Below are 26,942 nucleotides of genomic sequence, written 5' to 3'. Positions count from 1 at the left end.
GAAAGGATCTTGATATGGTGTGGTCCCGATGCAACCGGGGCATTCTGCTCTCAGGGGGCGAGTAAATGACGTTGTCAGGATCTCGGGAACCCGGCTCACGCGGTTCCGATCATCCGGATGTACCCACCGAGGCTTTTCCGCTGTCCTCGGTGCAGCGGAGTATGTGGTTCGCCCAGCAGCTCCGGCCGAGCGTTCCGATCTTCATCGCACAGTATGTGGCGCTGCACGGCGACCTCGACCTCGACCTGCTCGGCCGGTGCGCGGTGGTGGTGGCGGAGGAGTTCCAGTCGCCGTTCCTGCGCCTGGTCGACGTCGACGGCGAACCCTGGCAACTGCTCGATCCCGACATCGACACCTCGATCGGCCGGATCGACCTGCGTGAGCATCCCGACCCGATGGCCGCGGCCCGTGAGTGGATGGACCACGACCACTCGGTCCCGATCGACCTGACCCGGGATCGTCTCATCGACATGACGATCCTGCGGATCGGCGACCGAGACTATTTGTGGTACACGAGAATTCACCACGTCGCCCTCGACGGCTACAGCGGCATGACCATGGCGAACCGCATCGCGGCGCTCTACACCGCGGCCGTGGAACATCGTGAACCCGAACCCAATCGGGCCCTCGATCTTCGCGAACTCCTCGCAATCGACCAGAAGTACCGGGCGTCGAGCCGATTCCAGGCCGACCGCGAGTACTGGGCCGACCACATCGCCGGCATCGAGTCCGGGTCCTCCCTCTCCGAGCACGACGCGCCGGTCGAGGCCGTCAGCCGGGTCGCGAGCGCCCCGCTGCCCGCGGCGGTGATCGAGGCCCTCGACACCACCGACCGGCGCCTCGAGGCCACCCCGGCGGCGGTGCTGATCGCGGCCTTCGCGTGCTACCTGAGCCGGATGACCGGCCGCACGGACGTGCTGGTCAACATGCCGGTGTCGGCGCGGACCACCGCCCCGTTGCAGCGGTCGGGCGGCATGCTCGTCAACGTCGCGCCGCTGCGGGCGACGGTGCTGCCCAACGACACCGTCGCCGACGTCGTCGGACGGATCCAACTGGAGTTGATGGGCGCGCTGCGGCACCAGCGGTGCAGCATCGAGGACATCCGCCGCGACGCCGGGTTGACCGGCACCGCGCGAGGGCTGGCCGGCCCGATGGTCAACGTGATGCTGTTCCACCAGCAGATGACACTGGGGCCGATCGTCGGCGAGTATCACATCGTCACGTCGGGACCGGTCGAGGACCTGCTGATCAACTTCGTCCAGAGTGGAACCCCGACAAGGACATTCGTCGAATTCCGGGCTAACCCCGGGCGCTACACCGAGGATGCGCTGCGCACCCACCACCGGCGGTTCCTCGAGCTGATCGACGAGTTCGTCCTCGCGGCCCCCGAGACCCGCGTCGCCGACATCCATACGGAGAGCTCGGCGGTGGGGGCGCAGCTGTTGCGGACCGCGGCGCAGCTCGAGTTCTGGTCCCGCGAGCTGGCGGGGCTGCCCGACATCCTGTCGCTACCGTCCGATCGCCCACGCCCGTCGCGCCGCGCGCTGGACGGCGACCGGGTGGACTTCGTGATCGCGCCGGACGCCCACCGGGCCCTGACGGAGCTGGCCGCCGAGCGCGGGTGCACGGTGTTCGTGGCCGTGCACGCGGCCCTGGCGGTGTTGCTGTCGCGTCTGGCCGATGTGGACGACATCGCGATCGGGACGCCGGTCGCCGGCCGCGCCGCGGGCGGCGTATTCGTCAACACGCTCGCCCTGCGCACCACACTGCCGCCGGGGATCACGTTCGACGAACTGCTCACCGCCGTGTGCAGATCCGACCTGGCTGCGTTCCGGCACGCCGAGACCCCGTTCGCGCAGCTGGTGGAGGCGCTGGACCGGACCCGGGAGAACGCGCACTCGCCGCTGTTCCAGGTGATGCTCGAGTTCCGCGACGGACGCACCCCCCACCTCGAGCTCGACGATCTGTTCGTCCGGGGCGCGGACGCGGGGCCCGACCTGTCCGCGCTCGACCTGCGCCTGACCGTCGAGCAGCGATTCGATGCCGACGGCGCCGACCGCGTGCAGGACGGGATGGACGCCTCGTTCGCGTACGCGACGGACATGTTCGACCGCGAGACCATCGAGGCGCTCGCGTCGCGTTTCGTCCAGGTGCTCGACGCGGTGCTCGACGATCCGTCCACCACTGTCGCCGACATCGACCTGCTCGGCGACGACGAACGTCGGGCACTGTCCGGGGTGTGGGGAGGCGACGGCGTCACACCGCGCACCCTGGCCGATCTGCTCGACGGCGCCGCACGCCGGGACCCGGATCGGGTCGCGCTGACGTACGAGGGCCGGGACGTCACCTACCGCGAACTCGGCGAGCAGTCGAACCGGTTGGCGCGCATGCTGATCGCGCGAGGGGTGGGTCCCGAGACGGTGGTGGCGCTGTCGATGCCGCGGTCGATCGAGTCGGTGACGTCGGTGTGGGCGGTCGCGAAGACCGGCGCGGCGTTCGTTCCCGTGGACCCGAACTATCCGGCCGACCGGATCGAGCACATGCTCACCGACTCCGGTGCGGTCCTGGCGCTGACGGTCGCGGCGCACACCGACGCGGTCGCCGACACCGTCGCGACGCTGGTGCTCGATGCGCCGGGCTTCGCCGAGCAGGTGCGCCAGTGGCCGACCGATCCGGTCACCGACGCCGACCGGATCGCCGGCATCCGCATCGACCATCCCGCCTATCTGATCTACACGTCGGGATCGACCGGCACCCCGAAGGGCGTCGCGGTGACCCATCGGGGCCTGGCGAACTTCGCCGAGGACGAACGGGTCCGGTACGGGGTGCGGAACGAGTCGCGGACCCTGCACTTCTCGTCACCGAGCTTCGACGCGTCGGTGCTGGAACTGATGCTCGCGTTCGGCGCGGGCGCGACCATGGTGATCGCGCCGCCGACGATCTACGGTGGCGCCGAACTGACCCGGCTGTTGCGGCAGGAGCACGTCACCCACGCGTTCGTGACACCCGCCGCGCTCGGGTCGGTCGATCCGGTGGCGCTCACCGATCTGGAGTGCGTCGTGACCGGCGGTGAGGCCTGCCCGCCGTACCTGGTCGAACAGTGGGCGCCCCGGCACCGGATGTTCAACGCGTACGGCCCCACCGAGGCGACGGTGGTGTCGAGCGTGTCCGCACCGCTCGAGGTGGGCCGCGAGGTCACGATCGGCAGTCCACCGCTCGGGACCGGGGCGCTGGTGCTCGACGGCCGGCTGCGCCCGGTGCCGGTCGGCGTGGCGGGCGAACTCTACGTGTACGGCGACGGGCTGGCCCGCGGCTACCACGACCGTCCCGGTATCACCGGCGAGCGTTTCGTCGCGAACCCGTTCGGCCCCGCCGGCGACCGCATGTACCGGACCGGCGACCTGGTGCGCTGGAAGCGATCGGGCGGACGCGAGTACACGCTCGAGTATCTCGGCCGCACCGACTTCCAGATCAAGATCCGCGGCTACCGCATCGAACTCGGCGAGGTGGAGGCCGCGCTGCGCTCGCACCCCGAGGTCGGGTTCGCGCTCGCGACCGGTTTCGTGGGGCCGGCCGGGGACACCCTCCTGGTGGCCTACGTCCAGCCCGACAGCAACCAGGACCTCCACGCCGGCGGTGCCGGCAATCGGCTCGGCGGCGACGTCATCACCCACGTCGCGGACGTGCTGCCCCCGCACATGGTGCCCGCCAGCGTCGTCGTGCTCGAGTCGCTGCCGCTGACCCCGGCGGGCAAGCTGGATCGGCGCGCCCTGCCGGAACCCCGATTCGACACGGGCACCGGCGAATTCCGGGCGCCGAGCACGCTCGACGAGAAGAAGATCGCCGGCGTGTTCTCCGAACTGCTGGGCATCGAACGGATCGGCACCACCGACAGCTTCTTCGACCTGGGCGGCAACTCGCTCACCGCGACCCGCATCGTGGCCCGCATCAACGCGACCCTCGGCACCGAACTGGGCGTCCTCGATCTGTTCGAGGCCCCCACCGTCGGTGAACTCGCCGCCCGCGTCGAGGCCGCCGGCCCCGGCCACGGGGCGCGGCCGCCGCTGGTGCCACGCGACCACGACGGGCCGGTGCCGGTCTCGGCGGCGCAGCAGCGAATGTGGTTCGTCAACCAGTTCGACCCCACCTCCGCGGCGTACAACATTCCGATCGCGGTGAAGATGACGGGTGATCTCGACGTCCGGGCCCTGCGCACCGCGCTCACGGACGTGTTCGAGCGGCACGAGGCGTTGCGGACGGTGTTCCCCAACACCCCGGACGGCCCGGTCCAGTCGGTGCGCCCGACCGCGCAGGTCGCACCCGACCTCGAACCGGTCACCGTGACCGAGGACGAACTGCCGCAGCGGATGACGGCCGCCGCGACGGCGGCGTTCGACGTGACATCGGCGCCGCCGGTGCGGGCGAACCTGTGGCGGCTCGGACCGACCGAGCACGTCCTGACGCTCGTGGTGCACCACATCGCCGCGGACGGGCTGTCGATGGCGCCGCTGGCGCGGGACGTGATGGTCGCCTACGGTGCTCGCGCCGCGGGCACACCGCCCGAATGGTCGCCGCTCGCGGTCCAGTACACCGACTACTCGCTGTGGCAGCGCGACCTGCTGGGCGCGGAGGACGACCCGCACAGTCTGGTCTCGCGTCAACTGGACCACTGGCGTGGCGAACTGGCCGGTGCGCCCGACCTGCTCGAGTTGCCCACCGACCGGCCCCGGCCGCCGCAGCAGTCGATGCGGGGTGCCGAAGCCGACTTCACGATCGCGCCGCATCTGCACCGCCGCCTGCTCGACGTGGCCGGCGAGTACGAGGCGAGCCTGTTCATGGTGCTGCACGCCGCCCTCGCGGTGCTGCTCGCCCGATCGAGCGGCACCTCCGACATCTCGATCGGCTCCCCGGTGTCGGGCCGCGGCGAGGCCGAACTCGACGACCTGATCGGCATGTTCGCCGGCACGCTGGTGCTGCGCACCCAGGTGGAGCCCGCGTCCACGTTCAGCGATCTGCTGGCCCGCACCCGCGCCACCGATCTGGCCGCCCTCGGCAACACCGACGTGCCGTTCGAGCGACTGGTCGAGGTGCTCGATCCGACACGGTCGGGCGCGTACTCGCCGCTGTTCCAGGTGATGCTGGTGCTGCAGGGCTCGGACAACGCCGACCAGAACCGACTGGAACTGCCCGGTCTCGCGGTCGAGGTCTCCGAGGTTCATACCGGCACAGCCAAGTTCGACATGCAGTGGATCCTCACCGAGAGCACCGACGAGGAGGGCCGGCCCGGCAGCATCGACGCGACGGTGTCGTACGCGACCGATCTGTTCGATCCGTCGACGGTGGCAGGGTTCGCGGACCGCTTCGTGCGGATCCTCGAGTCGATCACCGTCGACATCGCGGTCCGGGTCGGCGACATCGACGTCCTCGTCGACGGGGAACGCGAACTGGTGCTCGGCGAATGGAACGCCACCGGTCACGCGGTGCCCGTGAGCACCCTCGCGGGCCTGTTCGACGCGCAGGTGCGCCGCACCCCGCACGCGGTCGCGCTCACGTTCGGCGACGAGGAACTGACCTACGCGCAGTTCGCCTCCCGCGTGCACCGGCTCGCCCGCGAACTGATCGAGCGCGGGGTGGGACCGGACACCCGGGTCGCCCTGTCGATCCGGCGCTCGTTCGACCTGCTCGTCGCGATGTACGCGGTCGTCGAGGCGGGCGGCGCCTACGTTCCGCTCGACCCGGACCATCCCTTCGCCCGCACCGAGTACGTGCTCGACAGCTCGCAACCGGTGTGCGTGCTCGGCACCCGACGGGACCGCGGGCGGATGCCCGCCGGTGTGGACGTCGTGGAGATCGACGGGCTCGACCTCGGCGACCGCGACGACAGCCCGATCCGCCCCGAGGAACGCCGCGCCACGCTGCGCCCGGACGACGTCGCGTACGTCATCTACACGTCGGGCTCCACCGGACGACCCAAGGGTGTGGCGGTGAGCCACCGCGCGATCGTGAACCGGCTGTCGTGGATGCAGGGGCAGTACCGGCTCACCGCGTCCGACGTGGTGGTGCAGAAGACACCCGCGACCTTCGACGTCTCGGTGTGGGAGTTCTTCTGGCCGTTGCAGACCGGCGCGAGCCTGGCGATCGCGATCCCCGACGGGCACCGCGATCCCGCCTACCTGTCCCAGCTGATCGAGGATCGTCAGGTCACCGTCGCGCACTTCGTGCCGTCGATGCTCGCGGCGTTCGTCGTCGGCGGCCGGCCGGCGCAGTGCCGGTCGCTGCGGATGGTGTTCTGCAGCGGCGAGGCGCTGCCGCCCGCGACGGCGGCCGCATTCGCGGAGTTCGCCGCCGCGTCCGGTGCCGACCTGCACAACCTGTACGGCCCCACCGAGGCGGCGGTCGACGTCACGTACCGGCAGTACACCGACGCCGATCGGGTGAGCGTGCCGATCGGTGCGCCGGTGTGGAACACGCAGGTGTTCGTGCTGGATTCGCGGCTACATCCGGTCCCGGTGGGCGTGCCCGGCGAGCTGTACCTCGCGGGTGTCCAGCTGGCCCGCGGGTACGTCGGCCGCCCCGACCTGACCGCGGAGCGGTTCGTCGCCGACCCGTTCGGGCCGCCCGGCTCGCGGATGTACCGCACCGGCGACGTGGTGCGCTGGAAGAGATCGGGGCGACTCGACTACTCACTCGATTACCTCGGCCGGACCGACTTCCAGGTCAAGCTCCGCGGCCTGCGGATCGAACTGGGCGAGGTCGAGTCGGCGCTGCTCGCGCAGCCGGGGGTGGCGCAGGCCGTCGTCGTGGTGCGCCGCGACGAGATCATCGGCGAGGCGCTCATCGGCTACGTCATCGCCGATCCGGACGCGACGGTCGACCCCGCCGCCCTCCGGGACGCGGTCGCCGAGTCGCTGCCCGCGTACATGGTGCCGGCCCAGATCCTCGTCGTCGACGAGTTCCCGCTCGGTGCCACCGGCAAGCTCGACCGCGGCGCCCTGCCCGCCCCCGAGTTCCGTTCCGCGGAAACCGAATTCGTTGCGCCGCGCACCCCGGTCGAGGAGATCCTGGCGTCGATCTTCGCCGAACTGGTCGGCGCGCCCCGGGTCGGGGTGTACGACAGCTTCTTCGACCTGGGCGGCAACTCGCTCACCGCGACCCGGCTGGTCGCGCGCGTCAACACCGCCCTCGACACCCGGGTCGGGGTGCGCGAGGTCTTCGACGCCCCCACCGTGTCCGCGCTGGCGCTGCGGATCGCGTCCGCGGGTACCCGCGGCGCCGACCGGCCACCGCTGTCGGCGGGGGAGCGGCCCACCCCGGTGCCGGTGTCGCTGGCGCAGAAGCGAATGTGGTTCATCAACCAGTTCGACACCACCTCGCCGGCGTACAACGTCGTGCTGCCGGTGCGCCTCGACGGCGACCTCGACCGGGACGGGTTGCGGGCCGCGATCGCCGACGTCCTGGACCGGCACGAATCGCTGCGCACCCGGTTCCCGATGGTCGACGGCGAGCCCACCCAGGTGGTGCTGCCCACCGCGGCCGTCGTCCCCGACCTGGAGCCGGTCACGGTGTCCGAGACCGAGGCGCCGGAGCGGATCGCGGAGTTCGGGGGCACCGGATTCGACGTCACGCTCGCCCCGCCCGTCCGGTCGCTGCTGTTGCGGCTGGCCCCGCACAGCCATGTGCTCGTCATCGTCGTCCACCACATTTGCGCCGACGGCTTCTCGATGGCCCCGCTCGCGCGGGATCTCATGACCGCCTACGTGGCCCGCGCCGCAGGGGAGATGCCGGGTTGGGAGCCGTTGCCGGTGCAGTACGCCGACTACGCGCTGTGGCAGCACCGCGTGCTCGGCAGCACCGACGACCCCGACAGCCTGCTCTCGACCCAGCTCGACTACTGGGCCCGCACCCTCGACGGGCTCCCGGAGGTGCTGGCGCTGCCGACCGACCGACCGCGGCCCGCGGAACGCTCGATGCGGGGCGCGGTCCACGACTTCCGCATCGACGACGACACGCACCGGCGCCTGGTCGCGATCGCCCGCGGCCACAATTCGACGGTGTTCATGGCGGTGCACGCCGCCCTGGCCGCGCTGCTGGCCCGGCTGGGCGACACCGACGACGTCGCGGTCGGCACCCCGATCGCCGGTCGCGGGGAGGCGGCGCTCGACGACCTCGTCGGCATGTTCGTCAACACCCTCGTGCTGCGCAGCCGGTTCGATCCCGACGCCACCTACTCGGCGCTGCTCGCCGGTGTCCGCGACTCCGACCTCGACGCCTTCCACCACGCCGACCTGCCGTTCGAGCGGCTGGTCGACGCGCTCGCCCCGGAACGCTCCACAGCGCACACGCCGCTGTTCCAGGTGATGCTCGAGTTCCGCAACACCGACCGGCCGCGACTCGAACTGCCCGGGCTGACCGTCACGACCGTGGACGCCGCGGCCGAGATCGCGAACTTCGATCTGCAGCTCACGCTGACCGAGGATTTCGCCGAGTCCGGGGAACCGGAAGGGATCACCGCCGGATTCACGTACGCGACCGATCTCTTCGATCCCGCGACCGTCGCCCGGCTCGCCGAACGGTTCACGGCGGTGCTGCGCGCGGTCACGGCCGATCCGACCACCCGGGTCGGCGACGTCGACCTGCTCACCAGCGACGAGCGGGCGGCCCTCGCCCCGGTGAGCGGCGGCGCCGGCGTGCCCGCCCGCACCCTGCCCGAACTGTTGGCGGCCGCGACCGTCATCGATCCCGAGTCCACCGCGGTGGTGTTCGAAGGGCGCGAGCTGTCGTACCGCGAACTGGACTCCCGGTCGGATCGACTGTCCCGGCTGCTGATCGAGCGCGGGGTGGGCCCGGAATCGGTGGTGGCCCTCGCCCTGGCCCGGTCGCTCGAGTCGGTGACCGCGACGTGGGCGGTGGCCAAGACCGGGGCGGCGTTCGTGCCGGTGGACCCGAACTACCCGCCGGACCGGATCGCGCACATGCTCACCGATTCCGGAGCCGCCGTCGGCCTCACCACCACCGCGCACCGCGACACCCTGCCGCAGGCCACCGACTGGATCGTGCTCGACGACAGGGACGTCCGGCAGGAGGTGCGCCGTCAGCCGGCCGGGTCGATCACCGACGCGGACCGGATCCGGCCGCTGCTCCTCGACCATCCCGCCTACCTGATCTACACGTCCGGATCGACCGGCACCCCGAAGGGCGTCGTCGTCTCGCACCGTGGCCTGGCGAACTTCGCGGCCGAGGAACGGACCCGGTTCGGGGTGACGCCGGCGTCGCGGACCCTGCACTTCTCGTCACCGAGCTTCGACGCCTCGATCCTGGAACTGCTGCTGGCGATCGGGGCGGGCGCGACGATGGTGGTCGCGCCGCCGACGGTGCTCGGCGGTGACGAACTGCGGGACGTGCTGCGCGCCGGCGCCGTGACTCATGCGTTCGTGACCCCGGCCGCACTCGGGTCGGTGGACCCGACCGGGCTGGACCGGATCGAATGCGTGGTCACCGGCGGCGAGGCGTGCCCGCCGGAACTGGTCGCGCAGTGGGCGCCGGGGCGGCGGATGTTCAACGCGTACGGGCCCACCGAGGCCACCGTCGTCGCCGCCGTCAGCGAACCACTCGCCGTCGGGGTGCCGGTCACGATCGGCCGGCCACCGATGGGCGCCGGCGCGGTGGTGCTCGACTCGCGCCTGCACCCGGTGCCCGGCGGGGTGCCCGGCGAACTGTACGTGCTCGGGACCGGGCTGGCCCGCGGCTACCACGACCGCCCCGGCATCACCGGCGAGCGCTTCGTCGCGAACCCGTTCGGCGGGCCCGGCGAACGGATGTACCGCACCGGCGACCTGGTCCGCTGGAACGGGTCGGGGCAGCTCGAGTATCTGGGCCGCACCGACTTCCAGGTCAAGATCCGCGGGTTCCGCATCGAGCTGGGCGAGATCGAGTCCGCGCTGCGCCGCCACGACGGGGTCGCGACGGCCGTCGTCACCGTCGACGGGTCCGGTCCCGCGAGCCGGCTGGCGGGCTACGTCGTGCCCGAACCCGGCGCCGAACTCGATGCTGGCGAGATCACCGAGTTCGTCGGGACGCTGCTGCCGTCGTACATGGTGCCGTCCGCGGTGACCGTGCTCGACCGGCTGCCGCTGGGCCCGGCCGGCAAGGTGGACCGCAAGGCGCTGCCGGCGCCGGACTTCGGGACGCGCGTCACGACCGGCCGGGCGCCGCGGTCGCCACGCGAGCAGGATCTGGCCGGGCTGTTCGCGGACGTCCTGGGTCTCGACGCGGTCGGCGTGAACGATTCGTTCTTCGCGCTCGGCGGCGACAGCATCATGTCGATCCAGCTGGTCTCGCGGGCGAAGGCGCTCGGCCTGCACTTCTCGCCGCGGGACGTCTTCGAGCACAAGACGATCGCGGCGCTGGCCGCCGTCGCCCAGTCGGGCCCCGGCGAGACGGTGCTGACCGAACTCGACGGTGGCGGGCTCGGTGACGTGCCGCTGCTGCCGGTGGCGCACTGGTTACTCGGCCGCGGCGGCCATCACGACCGGTTCTCGCAGGCGGCGTTGCTCACCGCGCCCGACGGACTCGACGAGGCCGGCCTCGCGGGCGCGTTGCAGGCGGTCCTGGACCGGCACGACATGCTCCGCGCCCGCACCCGTCCCGGCGAGCACCGCATGACGGTGCCGCCGCCGGGATCGGTGTACGCGGAGGGGCTGATCCGCCGCGTGGACGTCGACGGGGCGACCCCCGGCACCGACGCGTTCGCGGAGATCGTGCGCGCCGAACTCGATGCCGCCGAGGACCGGCTCGATCCCGCGGCCGGTGAGATGGTCCAGGTGGTGTGGCTGGACTCCCGCACCGACCGCGGACGCCTGCTCGTCGTCGTTCATCACCTGGTCGTGGACGGGGTGTCCTGGCGGATCCTGGTTCCGGACCTGGCGATCGCGTGGGCGCGGATCGTCGCGGGTGAGCAGCCGGCTCCCGCGCCGGTGGGGACGTCGATGCGCCGGTGGGCGCACGGCCTCGTCGATGCCGCACCGGAGCGCCGCGGCGAGCTGGATCTCTGGCGGGGGATGCTCGCCGGCCCCGACCCGGTCCTGGGGTCGCGTCCTCTCGACCCCGCGGTCGATGTCGCGGCGACGGTCGAGAGTGTCACCGTGGAGGTGTCCCCGGACGTCACCGAGGCACTGCTGACGACCGTGCCGGACGCGTTCCGCGGCAGCGTCAACGACGGCCTGCTGACCGCGCTGGCGCTCGCGCTGGTCCGGTGGCGCCGCGGTCGCGGGGTCGACAACGACGACGCGCTGGTCACCCTCGAGGGGCACGGGCGCGAGGACCACGTGCTGCCGGGCGCCGACCTGGGCCGGACCGTCGGCTGGTTCACCACCCTGTTCCCGGTGCGGCTGGACCTCACCGGGGTGGACGTCGACGACGCGTTCACCGGCGGCCGTGGCGCCGGCGCCGCGGTGAAGGCGGTCAAGGAGCAGCTCCTCGCCGTTCCGGACCACGGCATCGGCTACGGGATGCTGCGCTACCTCGATCCGGACGGTGAGCAGGACCTCGGCGGCCTGCACGCCCCCCAGGTCAGCTTCAACTATCTGGGCCGGCTCACCGCGAGCGTGCCCGACGATCAACGCGACGCGGGCTGGGTGCCGACCGACGACGCCGACCTGGGGATCCTGCAGGACGCCGATCTGCCCGTCGCGTCGGTCCTCGACATCAACGCCGTCACCACCGACGGCCGGGACGGCTCCCGGATCCGGGCCACCTGGGCGTTCCCGGCCGGTGTGCTGACGGCCGCCGAGGTGGGGGAGTTGGCGGACCTGTGGACCGAGGCACTGATCGCGCTCGCCCGGCACGTGTCCCGGCCGGGCGCGGGCGGCGCGACACCGTCCGACCTGGATCTGGTCGCGCTCGACCAGGTCGAGATCGAGCGTCTCGAACAGCGCTTCCCCGCACTCGCCGACGTGTGGTCGCTCTCCCCGCTGCAGTCCGGCCTGCTGTTCCATGCGCAGATCGCGGAACAGTCCGTCGACGCCTACATGGTGCAGATGATGCTCGACGTGCGGGGCGCCGATCCGCAGCGCCTGCGGCGCGCGGGTCAGGCGATGCTCGACCGGCACCCCAACCTGCGGGCCGCGTTCGTGCACTCCACCGACGGGACGCCGGTCCAGGTGATCGTCGACGGCGCCGAGCTGCCGTGGACCGAGGTGGATCTCTCCGAACTCGACGAGCCGGTGCGGGCGACGGAGCTGTCCCGGCTGCTGGCCGCCGACCGGGCGCAGCGGTTCGACATGGCCGCCGCGCCCCTGATCCGGTTCCTGCTGGCGCGCACCGGACCCGACGAGCACCGGCTGGTGCTCACCAACCACCACATCCTGCTCGACGGCTGGTCGACGCCGCTGATGATGCAGGAGTTGCTGACGCTGTACGCCACCGACGGCGACGCCTCCGCGCTGCCCCGGGTGCATCCGTACCGCGACTACCTGGCCTGGATCGCCGCCCAGGACTCCACACACTCGCTGCGGGCCTGGACGGACGCCCTCACCGGGATCGAGGAGCCGACCCTGCTCGCACCGCTCGACCGCGCCCGCGAGCAGTCCACGATGCCGGACGCGGTGGAGACGGCGCTGGACGCGGCCGGCACCGGCCGGCTCGTCGCGATCGGCCGCCAGCTGGGTGTCACGCTCAACACGATGGTGCAGGCCGCGTGGGCGATCGTGCTCGGCGCGCTCACCGGCCGCGACGACGTCGTCTTCGGCGGCACGGTGTCGGGCCGGCCGCCGCACATCCCCGGCATCGAGTCGATGATCGGCCTGTTCATCAACACGCTCCCGGTGCGGGTGCGCCTCGACCCGCGCGAGTCCGTGGGCGAGTTGCTGCGCCGGGTGCAGGCCGAGCAGGCCGGGCTGCTCGACCACCACCACGTGGGGTTGACCGAGATCCAGAACGCGGCCGGACCGGCGCTCGCGTTCGACACCCTCACCGTGTTCGAGTCGTACCCGGTCGACCGGTCCGCGGTCGCCGACGCGGACATCGCCGGCCTGCGGCTGGTCCACATCCACGAGGGGACCGACGCCGCCCATTACCCGTTGACGCTGGTCGCGAACGCCGACGACCGGCTGCGGATGAAGCTCGAATACCTGCCGGACCTGTTCGACCGCACCACCGCGCAGGCGCTCGCGGACCGCGTCGCCCGGATCCTCGCCGACGTCGCCGAGGATCCGCAGTGCACGCTGGCCCGGCTGCGGTTGCTCTCCGACGAGGAATGGGCCGAACTGGTGCCGCTGCGGGGGCGTCCCGGGCGATCCGTGCGGACCCTGCCCGACCTGTTCACCGACGCCGCCGCCGCGGACCCCGACGCGGTCGCGCTGGTCTCCGGCGCCGCCGAGGTGTCCTACCGCGAGCTCGACGAACGGTCGAACCGGCTGGCGCGCCTGCTGGTCGAGGAGGGAATCGGGCCGGAATCGTTCGTCGCCCTGGGAATCCCACGGTCGATCGAGTCGATCGTCGCGGTGTGGGCGGTCACCAAGACCGGCGCCGCGTTCGTCCCCGTCGACCCGAACTACCCGTCCGAACGCATCGCCTTCATGCTCGACGATTCCGGCGCCGACGTCGGTCTGACGGTGACCGGGTCCCGCGACCGGCTACCGGGCACCGTGCCGTGGCACGTGCTCGACGACGCCGGCTTCGGCGCGCGCTGCGCTGCGACACCGGCGGCACCGGTCACCGATGCGGACCGGACGGTGCCACTGCGACTGGCCCATCCCGCCTACGTGATCTACACGTCCGGCACCACCGGCATCCCGAAGGGCGTCGTCCTCTCGCACGAGGGTCTGGACAACCTGTCCGAGGACTACCTGGCGCGCTTCGCGACGCGGCCGTCGTCGCGGACCCTGCACTTCTCGACACCGAGCTTCGACGCGGCGGTCCTGGACTACCTGCTGGCGTTCGGCGCGGGCGCGACCATGGTGATCGCACCGACCACCGTGTACGGCGGCAGCGAGCTCGCCGAGCTGATCCGCGAGCAGCACGTCACGCATACGTGGCTCACCACCGCCGCCGCCGCCACCGTGGAGCCCTCAGACCTCGACGAGCTGGTCGAGGTCATGGTCGGCGGCGAGGCGGTCCCGCCGGAATTGGTGGCCCGCTGGGCGCACGGTCGACGCTTCTACAACGGCTACGGACCCACCGAGACGACGGTGATCGCGAACGCCAGCGCACCGCTGGTGACAGGGGAGACCGTCACGATCGGCGCCCCGCTGCGGGGTGTGACCGAACTCGTCCTCGACCCGAGCCTGCGGCCGGTCCCGGTCGGCGTGCCGGGCGAGCTGTACATCGCCGGGTGCGGACTGGCGCGCGGCTACCACCGTCGGCCGGGTCTGACCGCGGAACGGTTCGTCGCCAACCCGCACGGCGCGCCGGGCGAGCGCATGTACCGCACCGGCGACGTGGTGCGGGTGCGACCCGATCACACCGTCGAGTACATCGGTCGCTCCGACTTCCAGGTCAAGGTGCGCGGCTTCCGCATCGAACTCGGCGACATCGACACCGCGTTCGGCGACCATCCGGCGATCCGCTTCGCGGTCACGCTCGGCCGGCCCGGACCCGGCGGCGACACCGCGCTGGTGACATACGTGCTGCCCAACGCGGACGCGCGACCCGAGCCCGGCGAGCTGCGGGACTACGCCGCGGCACGACTGCCCGTCCACATGGTGCCGTCGAGCATCATGGTCCTCGACGAGCTCCCGCTGACCCCGATCGGCAAGCTCGACCGCGCGGCGCTGCCGGAACCCGAGTTCCTGCCGGCCGCGACGACGTTCCGGGCGCCGACCACCCCCACCGAGCAGACCGTCACCGAGGTGTTCGGCGAGGTCCTCGGCCTGGAGCGGATCGGTGTCGACGACAGCTTCTTCGAGCTCGGCGGCAACTCGCTGATCGCGACCAGGGTCACCGCCCGGCTCGCCGCCGCACTCGGCGTGGACGTCGGGGTGCGCTCGTTGTTCGAGGCGCCGACCGCGCACGAACTCGCCCGCTGGATCGAGCGGAACCAGGGGACGGCGGCCTCCCGGCCGGCGCTGGTGCCGATGGCGCGACCGCACCGGGTGCCGTTGTCGTTGGCGCAGCAGCGGATGTGGTTCATCAACCAGTTCGACACCGACTCGGCCGCCTACAACATCCCGCTGGCGGTGCGGCTGTCCGGGGACCTCGACGCGGCCGCGCTGCGAGTCGCGGTCCGCGACGTCCTCGACCGGCACGAGTCGCTGCGGACGTTCTTCCCGTCCCGCGACGGGGGTCCGGTGCAGCAGATCGTCCCGGCCGCCGAGGCAGCCCCGGATCTGACCGTGATCGACGTTCCGCCGGACGAGGTGCCGGCACGGGTGTCGGCGCTGATCTCCCGCGGCTTCGACGTCACCGCGGCGGTGCCGGTGCGGGCCGAACTGCTCCGGCTCGGCCCCACCGAGCACGTGCTGGCGATCGTGGTGCATCACATCTGCGCGGACGGGTTCTCGATGGCCCCGCTGGCTCGTGACGTCATGACGGCGTACATGGCCCGCACCGGCGGGCACCTGCCGCAGTGGGCGCCGCTGCCGGTGCAGTACGCGGACTTCGCGTTGTGGCAGCGCGAGGTGCTCGGTTCGGAGGACGACCCGGAATCGCTGGTCCACCGCCAGCTGGCGTTCTGGACCGACGCGCTGGCCGGTCTGCCCGAGGCGATCACCCTGCCCACCGACCGGCCCCGGCCGGTGCAGCAGAGCTTCGACGGTGCCCGCGTGCACTTCGCGATTCCCGCCGACGTGCACCGCTCGCTCGCCGACCTCGCCCGCCGCGGCGGCGCGACGATGTTCATGGCCGCGCACGCCGCGCTGGCGGTGCTGCTCGCCAAGCTGAGCGGCAGCGACGACATCGCGATCGGCACCCCGATTGCGGGCCGCGGCGAGGCCGAACTCGACAACCTGGTGGGCATGTTCGTGGGCACGCTGGTGCTGCGCAGCCGTGTCGCCCCCGCCGACGGGTTCGAGGAACTGCTGGCCCGGACCAAGGAGTTCGACCTGGCGGCGTTCGGGCACGCGGATCTGCCGTTCGAGCGGCTCGTCGACGTCCTGGCTCCCGAGCGGTCGACGGCGCACTCGCCGCTGTTCCAGGTGATGCTCGAGTTCCAGAACAACGAGCTGCCCCGCCTGGAGCTGCCCGGCCTGACCGCCGAACCGGTGGACGCGGAGCTCGCCGTCGCCAAGTTCGACCTCCAGCTGACGCTCGCCGAACGCCACGACGAGCGGGGCGTCCCGGCCGGTATCACCGCGGCCTTCACGTACGCGACGGATCTGTTCGACGCCGACACGGTCGCCGAACTGGCGGAGCGGTTCGTCGGCCTGGTCGAGGCCCTGACCGCCGACCCGGGCCGTCCGACCGGCGACGTCGGCATCGCCACCGACGCCGAGCTCGCCGTGCTGCTGCGGGACTGGAACGCCGCGGGGTCCCGCGCGCCGGAGGCCACGCTCGCCGACCGGCTGGCGGTGACCACGGCCCGGTTCGCGGACGCCGAGGCGCTCACCTTCGACGGGCTGACCCTCAGCTACGCCGAGCTCGACGGGCGGGCCAACCGCCTCGCCCGGCACCTCGTCGCGCTCGGGGTGGCCCCCGAGTCGCTCGTGGCGGTGGCGCTGCCGCGGTCGCTGGATCTGGTGGTCGCGCTGCTCGCCGTGATCAAGGCGGGGGCCGGCTACCTGCCGATCGATGTCACCTACCCGGCGGATCGGCTCGCGTTCATGCTCGAGGACTCCGCGCCGGTGTGCGTGTTGACCACCGAGGCCGACGCCGAGGCGATCCCGCCCACCGACGTGCCGCTGGTGCGCCTCGACGACGCCGCGGTGATCGACGCGCTCGCTGCGCTGCCGGACCGTCCGGTCACCGACGCCGACCGCCGGGTCCCGCTGCGCCCCGACGACGTCGCGTACGTCATCTACACCTCCGGATCGACGGGGCGGCCCAAGGGGGTGCAGGTCACCCACCGCAACGTGCTGACCCTCTTCGAGAACACCGCCGCGACGTTCGGGTTCGACGAGACCGACGTGTGGACGATGTTCCACTCGTACGCGTTCGACTTCTCGGTGTGGGAGCTGTGGGGGCCGCTGCTGCACGGTGGCCGCCTCGTCGTGGTCGACTTCTACACCGCGCGCTCGCCGGAGATGTTCCTCGACCTGCTGCGCGCCGAGCGGGTGACGGTGCTCAACCAGACCCCGACCGCCTTCTACCAGCTCGCCGAGGCCGACCGGCTGGCCGGCGAAACCTCGACGGACACTGCGGAACTGGCATTGCGCTACGTCATCTTCGGCGGCGAGGCGCTGGATCTGGGCCAGCTCGGACGGTGGTACGCGCGGCACCCGGACACCGCGCCGCGCCTGGTCAACATGTACGGCATCACCGAGACCACCGTGCACGTCACCCGGCTCGACCTCGACCGCGACTACGCGGCGGAGGCGAACGCGAGCGTGATCGGACGCGCGATCCCCGGCCTGCGGGTGGTGGTCCTCGACGAACGCCTGCACCCGGTCCCGGCCGGGGTGACCGGCGAGATGTACGTCGCCGGCGACCAGCTCACCCGCGGCTACCTCGGCCGCGCCGCCCTCACGTCGGGGCGGTTCGTCGCCGACCCGTTCGGGGCGCCCGGCGAGCGCATGTACCGCACCGGCGACCTGGCCCGCTGGAACCGCGACGGCCGCCTCGAATACCTGGGCCGCAGCGACTTCCAGGTCAAGATCCGCGGGTTCCGCATCGAGCTCGGCGAGATCGAGTCGGCGCTGCTGCGGTACCCGGGGGTGGCGCAGGCGGTGGTGACCGTCCACGAGGGCGATCACGGTGCCGCGCGGCTGGTCGGCTACACGGTCCGCGAACAGGGATTCGATCTCGACCCACAGGACGTGCTCGACCAGGTCGGCGCCGAGCTGACCTCGTACATGGTGCCGGCCGCCCTCGTGGTGCTCGACGAACTCCCGCTCACCGCGAACGGCAAGCTCGACCGCAAGGCCCTGCCGGAACCGGACTTCGGGGCCCGCACCACGATCGGCCGCGCCCCGCAGACCGAGGCGGAACGGGTGCTCGCCGACCTGTTCGCCGAGGTCCTCGGGCTCGATTCGGTGGGCGTGGACGATTCGTTCTTCGCGCTCGGCGGCGACAGCATCATGTCGATCCAGCTGGTCTCGCGGGCCAAGGCCGCGGGAATCGCGTTCTCGCCGCGGGACGTGTTCGAACACCGCTCCGTCGCCGGCCTTGCCGCCGTGTCGGTCGCCGCCGGCGGCGAGACACCGGTGCACCTCGAGGAGCTGCCCGGCGGCGGTGTCGGCGAGTTCCCGCTCACCCCGATCATGCGCTGGCTGCTGGGCCGCGGGCCGGGCGACGCCATCCGCCGGTACACACAGACCGCGCTGCTGGCCCTGCCGGCCGCCGTCGACCGGGATCGGCTCGAGCGGACCCTGCAGGCCGTGGTGGACCGGCACGACATGCTGCGGGCGCTGCTGCAGTCGCTCGACCACGGCGAGCCCAGCATGCAGGTCCGGCCCGTCGGCTCGGTGTCCGCCGCCGACCTCCTCACGCGGGTGCCGGTCGACGAGCTGACCGGCCCGGCCTTCACCGCCGCGGCCGCCGCGGCACTGGACGGGGCGGCGGGCCGCCTCGATCCGGCGACCGGTGTCCTGCTGCAGGCGGTCTGGTTCGACGCCGGCCCGCGCGGCGGGCGGCTGCTGCTGGTGGTCCACCATCTCGCCGTCGACGGTGTCTCGTGGCGGATCCTCGTGCCCGATCTGGCGGCCGCGTGGTCGGCCGTCGCGGCCGGGGAGGTCCCCGACCTGCCGGCCACCGGTACCTCCCTGCGGCGGTGGGCGCACGCGCTGGCCGACGCCGCGGTCGGCGGCTCCCCGGGCCGCGACCGCGAGCTCGAGCTGTGGCGGTCCGCCCTGTCCACCGACGACCCGGTGATCGGCGCGCGGCCGCTCGATCCGTCCGTCGATGTCACCGGGACCGTCGACAAGGTGTCCGTCGAGTTGCCCGCCGCGGTGACCGAGGCGCTGCTGACCACCGTGCCGAACGCGTACCACGGCAACGTCAACGACGGCCTGCTGGCGGCGCTCGCGATGGCGCTCACCCGGTGGCGCCGCACCCGCGGCCACGACACCGGCACCGCACTGGTGAATCTCGAGGGACACGGCCGCGAGGATCAGGTGGTGGCCGGCGCCGACCTGGGCCGCACCGTCGGCTGGTTCACGACGATCTTCCCGGTCCGGCTCGATATCGGCGGCATCGATGTCGACGACGCGTTCGCGGCCGGCCCGGCCGCCGGTGCGGCGATGAAGGCGGTCAAGGAGCAGCTGCTCACGATCCCGGATCACGGCATCGGGTTCGGCATGCTGCGCTACCTCAACCCGCAGACCGCCCCCGTGCTCGCCGCGTTGCCGGTTCCGCAGGTCAGCTTCAACTACCTGGGCAGGCTCGGCGGCACGGCCGGCGCCGGTGACGTCGGGTGGCTGCCGGTGGGCGATACCGAACTCGACGACGCCCCCGACGCGTCGCTGCCCGTCGCGAGCGTCCTCGACGTCAATGCGGTGGTCACCGAGACACCGGACGGACCGCGCCTGCGGGCGACGTGGGCGTTCCCACGCGGTGTCCTCGCGTCGGTCGACGTCGGCGAACTGGCGGACCTGTGGGTCCGGGCACTGTCCGCGCTGGCGCGGCACGCCGAGCATCCGGGTGCGGGCGGACTGACACCGTCGGACCTGGATCTGGTGCGGCTCGACCAGGGGTCCATCGACGCACTCGAGAGCCGTTTCCCGAACCTCGCCGACGTGTGGTCGCTGTCGCCGCTGCAGTCCGGCCTGCACTTCCACGCCGCGTACTCCGACGAGTCCGTCGACGCGTACCTCGTCCAGTTGACCCTCTCACTGGGCGGAACGGTCGACACCGACCGGCTGTGGCGGGCCGGACAGGCGCTGCTGGACCGGCACCCGAACCTGCGGGCTGCCTTCGTCCAGCCCGATCACCGGGCCGCGGAGGCCGTCGGCACGGTCCAGGTGATCCCGGAACGGGTGGAGCTGCCCTGGACCGAGGTGGACCTCTCGCGGCTCGACCCCGCGGCGCGCGCCCGCCGGTTCGCCGAGCTCACCCTCGCCGACCGCCTCACCAAGTTCGACCTGACGACGGCCCCGGCGATCCGGATGACGCTGGTCGACCTGGGTGACGGGGACCACCGGCTGGTCATCACCAACCACCACATCCTGCTCGACGGCTGGTCCACGCCGCTGGTGCTGCGGGACCTGCTGACGCTGTACGCCACCGACGGCGACGCCTCGGCGCTGCCCCGCGTGCACCCGTACCGCGACTACCTCGCGTGGATGGCGCGACAGGACACCACCGAATCGACCGACGCGTGGCGGCGCGCGCTCGCCGGACTCGAGGAGCCGAGCCTGCTGGCGCCCACCGCCCCCGGCGACGGGGCCACGACGGGCACCGAGGAGTTCGAACTCGCGCTGTCACCGGCGCAGACCGACACGCTGCGCTCCCTCGCCCGGGAGCGGGGCCTGACCCTGAACACCGTCGTCCAGGTCGCGTGGGGCATCGTCCTGGGCGCGATGACCGGGCGCAGCGACGTCCTGTTCGGCGGCACCGTCTCGGGCCGGCCGCCGCAGATCCCCGGCATCGAGTCCATGGTCGGCCTGTTCATCAACACGCTGCCCGTCCGGGTCACCCTCGACGCCGGGGAGACACTCGGCGATCTCCTCGACCGCGTGCAGCGGGAGCAGGCCACGCTGCTCGACCACCACTACCTCGGTCTCGCCGACATCCAGAAGGCCACCGGGCCGGCCACCACGTTCGACACGCTGACGGTGTTCGAGTCGTACCCCGTGGACCGGCAGGCGCTCACCGCCGACACCGACATCGCGGGCATGAGGGTCACCGGCATCGACGGCCGCGACGCCGCGCACTACCCGCTGTCGCTGGTCGCGTCGGTGAACGGCAGCCTCAACCTCAAGTTCGAGTACTTCCCGGCGTTCTTCGACAGCGACACGGTGGAGTCGATCGCGACCCGCGTCGCGGTGGTGCTCGACCGCCTCGTCGCCGACCCCGACCAGCCGCTGTCGCGGCTGGATCTGCTGACCGAGCCCGAACGGCGCGAGCTGGCACCGGTACTCGGCGCCGTCGGCGGGTCCACCCGGACCCTGCCGGAGATCTTCGCCGACGCCGCGGCCCTGGACCCCGACGCGATCGCGCTGTCGTTCTCCGGCCGCGAGGTCACCTACCGCGAGCTCGACACGCGTTCGTCGCGCATCGCCCGGTTCCTCATCGACCAGGGCGTCGGACCGGAATCGTATGTGGCGCTTGGTATTCCGCGGTCCGTCGAGTCGGTACTCGCGGTGTGGGCGGTCGCCAAGGCCGGTGGCGCGTTCGTCCCGGTCGACCCGAACTATCCGCTCGAACGGATCGAGCACATGCTGGCCGACTCCGGGGCCGGGCTCGGGCTCACCGTCGCCGCGCACCGGCACGAGTTGCCCGACACCGTCACCTGGTTGACGCTCGAGGATCCCGAGTTCGTGGCCGCGTGCGACCAGCACTCCGACGCACCCGTCACCGCCGCCGAGCGCACCGCCCCGCTCGGCCTGCACCACGCCGCCTACGTCGTCTACACCTCCGGGTCGACGGGCCGGCCCAAGGGCGTGGTCGTGACCCATCAGGGACTCGACAACTTCGCCCTCGACCAGCAGGAACGACTCGGGGCGACCGCGCAGTCCCGGACGTTGCACTTCTCGACCCCCAGCTTCGACGGCGCGGTGTTCGAGTACCTGCAGGCCTTCGGGGTGGGCGCGACGATGGTGATCGCCGAACCCACAGTGTTCGGCGGCGCCGACCTCGCGCACCTGCTCGCGTCCGAGCGTGTCACGCACGCGTTCATCACCACCGCGGCCCTCGGCACGGTCGACCCCACCGGCCTGGACCACTTCGCCCACGTCGTCTTCGGCGGCGAGGCCTGCCCGCCGGACCTGGTCGCCCGGTGGGCGCCCGGACGGGACCTGCACAACGCGTACGGCCCCACCGAGACGACGATCATGTCGAACATCAGCGCGCCGATGACCCCCGGCGACCCGATCACGATCGGTGGGCCGATCCGCGGTGTCGGCGAACTCGTCCTCGACGGACGGCTGCAACCGGTCCCGGTCGGCGTCCCCGGCGAGCTGTACATCACCGGCCTCGGGCTGGCCCGCGGCTACCACCGTCGGCCCGGGCTGTCCGCCGAACGCTTCGTCGCGAACCCGTTCGGCAAGCCGGGCGAGCGGATGTACCGCACCGGCGACATCGTGCGCTGGCGTCCGGACCACACGATCGAATACGTCGGCCGCTCCGACTTCCAGGTCAAGGTCCGCGGCTTCCGCATCGAACTCGGCGAGATCGACACCGAACTGATGGCCGATCCCACCGTGAGCGTCGCGATCACCCTCGGGGTGCCCGGACCGGCCGGTGACACGGTGCTGGTGTCGTACGTGGTACCCCGCGCCGACACGACGGTGGTGACGTCCGCACTGACCGACCGACTCTCGTCGCGCTTGCCGTCGCACATGGTGCCGGCCTCGATCACGGTGCTCGACGAGATCCCGCTCACCCCCGTCGGCAAGCTCGATCGCGCCGCGCTGCCCGAACCGGAGTTCGAGTTCACCACCGGCGAGTTCCGGGCGCCGACCAACCCGCTCGAGTACACGCTGTCCGACATCTTCTCCGAGGTCCTCGGAGTCGACCGGATCGGCATCGAGGACAGCTTCTTCGACCTGGGCGGCAACTCGCTGATCGCGACCCGGGTCACCGCCCGGCTCAGCGGCGTCCTGGACGCCGACATCCCGGTTCGCGCGCTGTTCGAGGCGCCCACCATCCACGGCCTCGCGCAGTGGATCTCGCGCGAACGCGAGACGACCGCGGCGTACGGGCGCCCGGAACTGACCCGGCGCGAGCGGCCCGACCGGATCCCGCTCTCGCTCGCCCAGCAGCGGATGTGGTTCATCAACCAGTTCGACACCGCGTCGGCGGCCTACAACATTCCGATGGCGATCAACCTGAGCGGGCAGCTCGACGCCGAAGCGCTGCGCGCCGCGGTGGGGGACGTCCTCGAACGCCACGAGTCGCTCCGCACCGCCTACCCGGTGGTCGACCGCGCCCCGTCGCAGCGCGTCGTGCCGGTCGGCGAGGTGCTCACCGATCTCACCCCGATCGAGGTGTCCGACGGGACCGAGCTGCGTGAGCGGATCATCGCGTTCGCCTCCGCCGGTTTCGACGTCACCGTGGCGCCCCCGGTGCGGGCGGAACTGTTGCGGCTCGGGCCGACCGACCACGCGTTGGTGATCGTCGTCCACCACATCTGTGCCGACGGCTACTCGATGGCCCCGCTCGGCCGGGATCTGATGGCCGCCTACACCGCCCGCGCCGCCGGTGCGGTGCCGCAGTGGACGCCGCTGCCCGTCCAGTACGCCGACTTCACGCTGTGGCAGCACGAACTGCTCGGCTCGGACAGCGACCCCGAGTCGCTGCTGCGCCGCCAGCTGGAGTTCTGGACCGGCGAACTCGCCGGGCTGCCGGACGTCATCCAGCTGCCCACCGACCGCCCCCGGCCGGTGCAGCAGAGCTTCCACGGCGGGCGCATCGAGTTCCAGGTCCCCGCCGAACTCCACACCCGGATCACCGAGATCGCGCACCGGCACGGCGCGAGCATGTTCATGGCGATGCACGCGGCGCTGGCGACGCTGCTCGCCCGGCTCGCCGACACCGACGACATCGCGATCGGCACCCCCATCGCCGGCCGCGGCGAGGTCGCGCTCGACGAGTTGGTCGGCATGTTCGTCAACACCCTGGTGTTGCGCACCCGTGTCGGCCACGGCGAATCGTTCGACCACATCCTGCGGCAGATCCGCGAATCCGACCTCGCCGCGTTCGGACACGCGGAGGTCCCGTTCGAGCGCCTCGTCGAGGAACTCAACCCGCCCCGGTCCACGTCCTATTCGCCGCTGTTCCAGGTCTCCATCGAGTTCCAGAACAACGAACGGCCGCGGCTCGAGCTGCCCGGACTCGTCGTCGAGGGTGTCGGCATCGACGCCCAGGTCGCCAAGGAGGACCTCGAACTCGTTCTCGCGGAGGATTTCACCGAAGACGGCTCGCCCGCCGGGATCCAGGCCTCGCTCGACTTCGCGACCGACCTGTTCGACGAGCACACCGTCCGCGGGTTCACGGAACGCTTCGTACGGGTCCTCGAGGCCGTCACCGCCGATCCGACCCGCCCGGTCGGGGACATCGAGATCCTCGATGCCGCGGAGCTCGACGAGCTCGCGCCGGCGGCGGGGGAGACCGCGGTCTCGCCGCACGTGTGGCCCGAACTCCTGTCCGGTGCCGCCGCCGTGGACCCCGACGCGGTCGCGCTGTCCTACCTCGGCCGCACCGTCGCGTACCGCGAGCTCGACGAGCAGTCCAACCGGCTGGCGCGGGTGCTCAGCAGTCGCGGTGTGGGCCCGGAGACCTTCGTGGCTCTCGGGATGCCCCGCTCGACCGAGGAGATCCTGTCGATCTGGGCGATCGCCAAGGCCGGTGCCGCATTCGTCCCGGTCGATCCCAACTACCCGGCCGAACGCATCGCGCACATGCTCACCGACTCCGCCAGCAAGGTCGGCCTGACCACGTCGGCGCTGCGGGAACGCCTGCCCGACACCGTACCGTGGCTGGTCGTCGACGACGGCGAACTCGACGCGCAGATGGCGGCCGCCTCGGCGGCGCCGGTCACCGACGACGACCGGACCTCCCCGCTGCACCTCGCCCATCCGGCGTACCTGATCTACACGTCGGGGTCGACGGGGCTACCCAAGGGCGTCATCGTCACGCACCTGGGGATCGCGAACCTCACCGCGGAGGAACGGAACCGGTTCACCGTCACCCCGCAGTCGCGGGTCTCGCACCTCGCCTCGCCGAGCTTCGACGCCTCGGTGTTCGAGATGATGATGGCGTTCAGTGCCGGCGCCCGCCTGGTGATCGTGCCGCCCACCGTCTACGGCGGCACCGAACTGACCGAACTCCTCTCCCGCGAGGGCGTCACACACGGGTTCATCACCCCGACCGCGCTCGCGTCGATCGAGGACGAGGGTCTCGAATCGCTGCGGGTCCTCGCCGTCGCCGGTGAAGCCTGCCCGCCGGAGCTGGTCGCCAAGTGGGCCCCCGGACGCCGGATGTTCAACGGCTACGGCCCCACCGAGACCACGATCCAGGCCAGCGTCAGCGCACCGATGCAGCCCGGCGAGGTGGTCAACATCGGCGGCCCGGCGATCGGATTCCGCGAGGCCGTCCTCGACGGCCGCCTGCGTCCGGTCCCGATCGGGGTGCCCGGCGAGCTGTACATCTCCGGCCCGGGACTGGCGCGCGGCTATCACAACCGGCCCGGCCTCACCGCCGAACGGTTCGTCGCCAGCCCCTTCGGTGAGCCCGGCACCCGGATGTACCGCACCGGCGACGTCGTCCGGTGGCGGCCCGACCACACCATCGAGTACATCGGCCGCTCCGACTTCCAGGTCAAGGTGCGCGGCTTCCGCATCGAACTCGGCGAGATCGACGCCGTCCTCACCCGGCACCCGGCGGTCACGTTCGCCGCGACGCTCGGGCACACCGGGCCGTCCGGCGACACCCTGCTCGCGTCGTACGTGCGTCCCGTCGAGGGGCATTCGGTGGAATCGCGCGAACTGCGCGCGCACGTCGCGGCGCAGCTGCCCGCGCACATGGTCCCGTCCGCGGTGGTGGTACTGGACGAGATTCCCCTGACCCCGGTGGGCAAGCTCGACCGGCGGGCCCTGCCCGCCCCGGAATTCACGTCGTTGACCACCGAGTTCCGGCCGCCGACCACCGCGACGGAGCGGGCCGTCACCGAGGTGTTCGCCGAGGTCCTCGGCATCGAGCACGTCGGAATCGACGACAGCTTCTTCGATCTCGGCGGCAACTCCATCATCGCGACCCGCATCATGTCCGAACTGCAGTCCCGGCTCGGCCGCCAGATCCCACTGCAGACGATGTTCCTCGACCCGACACCGTCCGGGCTCGCGAAGCGGATCGACCTGCCCGTCGGCTACCTCGGACACAGCGAGTCGCCGGTCGACGACGCGCTGGGCGTGGTGATTCCGCTGCGCCCCAGCGGGGAATGCCCGCCGCTGTTCTGCGTCCACCCGGGAATCGGGCTGTCGTGGGGATACGCCGGTCTGGTGCAGTACCTGGCCAAGGACCGGCCCGCGTACGGGCTGCAGTTGCCGCTGCTGAGCGGGGGGCCGGACTTCGAGTCGGTCCAGCAGCTCGCGCACCGGTACGTCGAGGAGATCCGCATCGTGCAGCCGCACGGCCCGTACCACCTGCTCGGGTGGTCGCTCGGCGGCGTGATCGCGCACGCGATGGCCGTCGAACTCCGCCACGCCGGAGAGGAAGTCGCGACGCTGGCGATCATGGACAGCTACCTGACCGAGGACGAGGAGGAACCCGAGCACCTGACGGTGATCGAACTGCTCGAGGGCCTCGGGCTGGACCTGACGCCGTACAGCGACGTGCGCGACCTCACGTACGCGCAGGCCGTCGACCTGCTCAACGAATCACTCGGGCAGGAAACGGGTTTGACGCCTGCCCATCTGAAGCGGATCAACGACGGTTTCACCACGTCGGCACGGATCATGAACCGCTACCGGCCGGGGGTGTTCGACGGGGACCTGCTGTTCTTCACCGCCGGCCGCGGCGACGGCAGCGACCACGACGCGCCGGAGCATTCACCGCAGGTCTGGGAGTCCGCGGTCACCGGCCGGATCCGCGAGTTCACGATCGACTGCGAACACAACCAGATGATCGAGCCGACCGCGCTCGCCGAGATCGGCCCGCTGCTCGAGGACTACCTCGTGGAGCACTGAAATCGGTCC

General features: G+C 71.8%; 1 protein-coding gene. It reads left to right on the top strand.

Annotated features, from left to right (window positions below):
* Positions 1-65 precede the first annotated feature (65 nt).
* A complete protein-coding gene (locus tag J2X34_RS05045) occupies positions 66-26,933 on the top strand; it encodes a non-ribosomal peptide synthase/polyketide synthase (protein ID WP_429516283.1) in 26,868 nt (8,955 codons plus the stop codon).
* Positions 26,934-26,942 lie beyond the last annotated feature (9 nt).

The organism is Rhodococcus sp. BE178 (genome assembly GCF_050433545.1).
GTDB lineage: Bacteria > Actinomycetota > Actinomycetes > Mycobacteriales > Mycobacteriaceae > Prescottella.
Note: the sequence above shows the minus strand (reverse complement) of the source record. Positions and strands in the feature narration are given on the sequence as shown.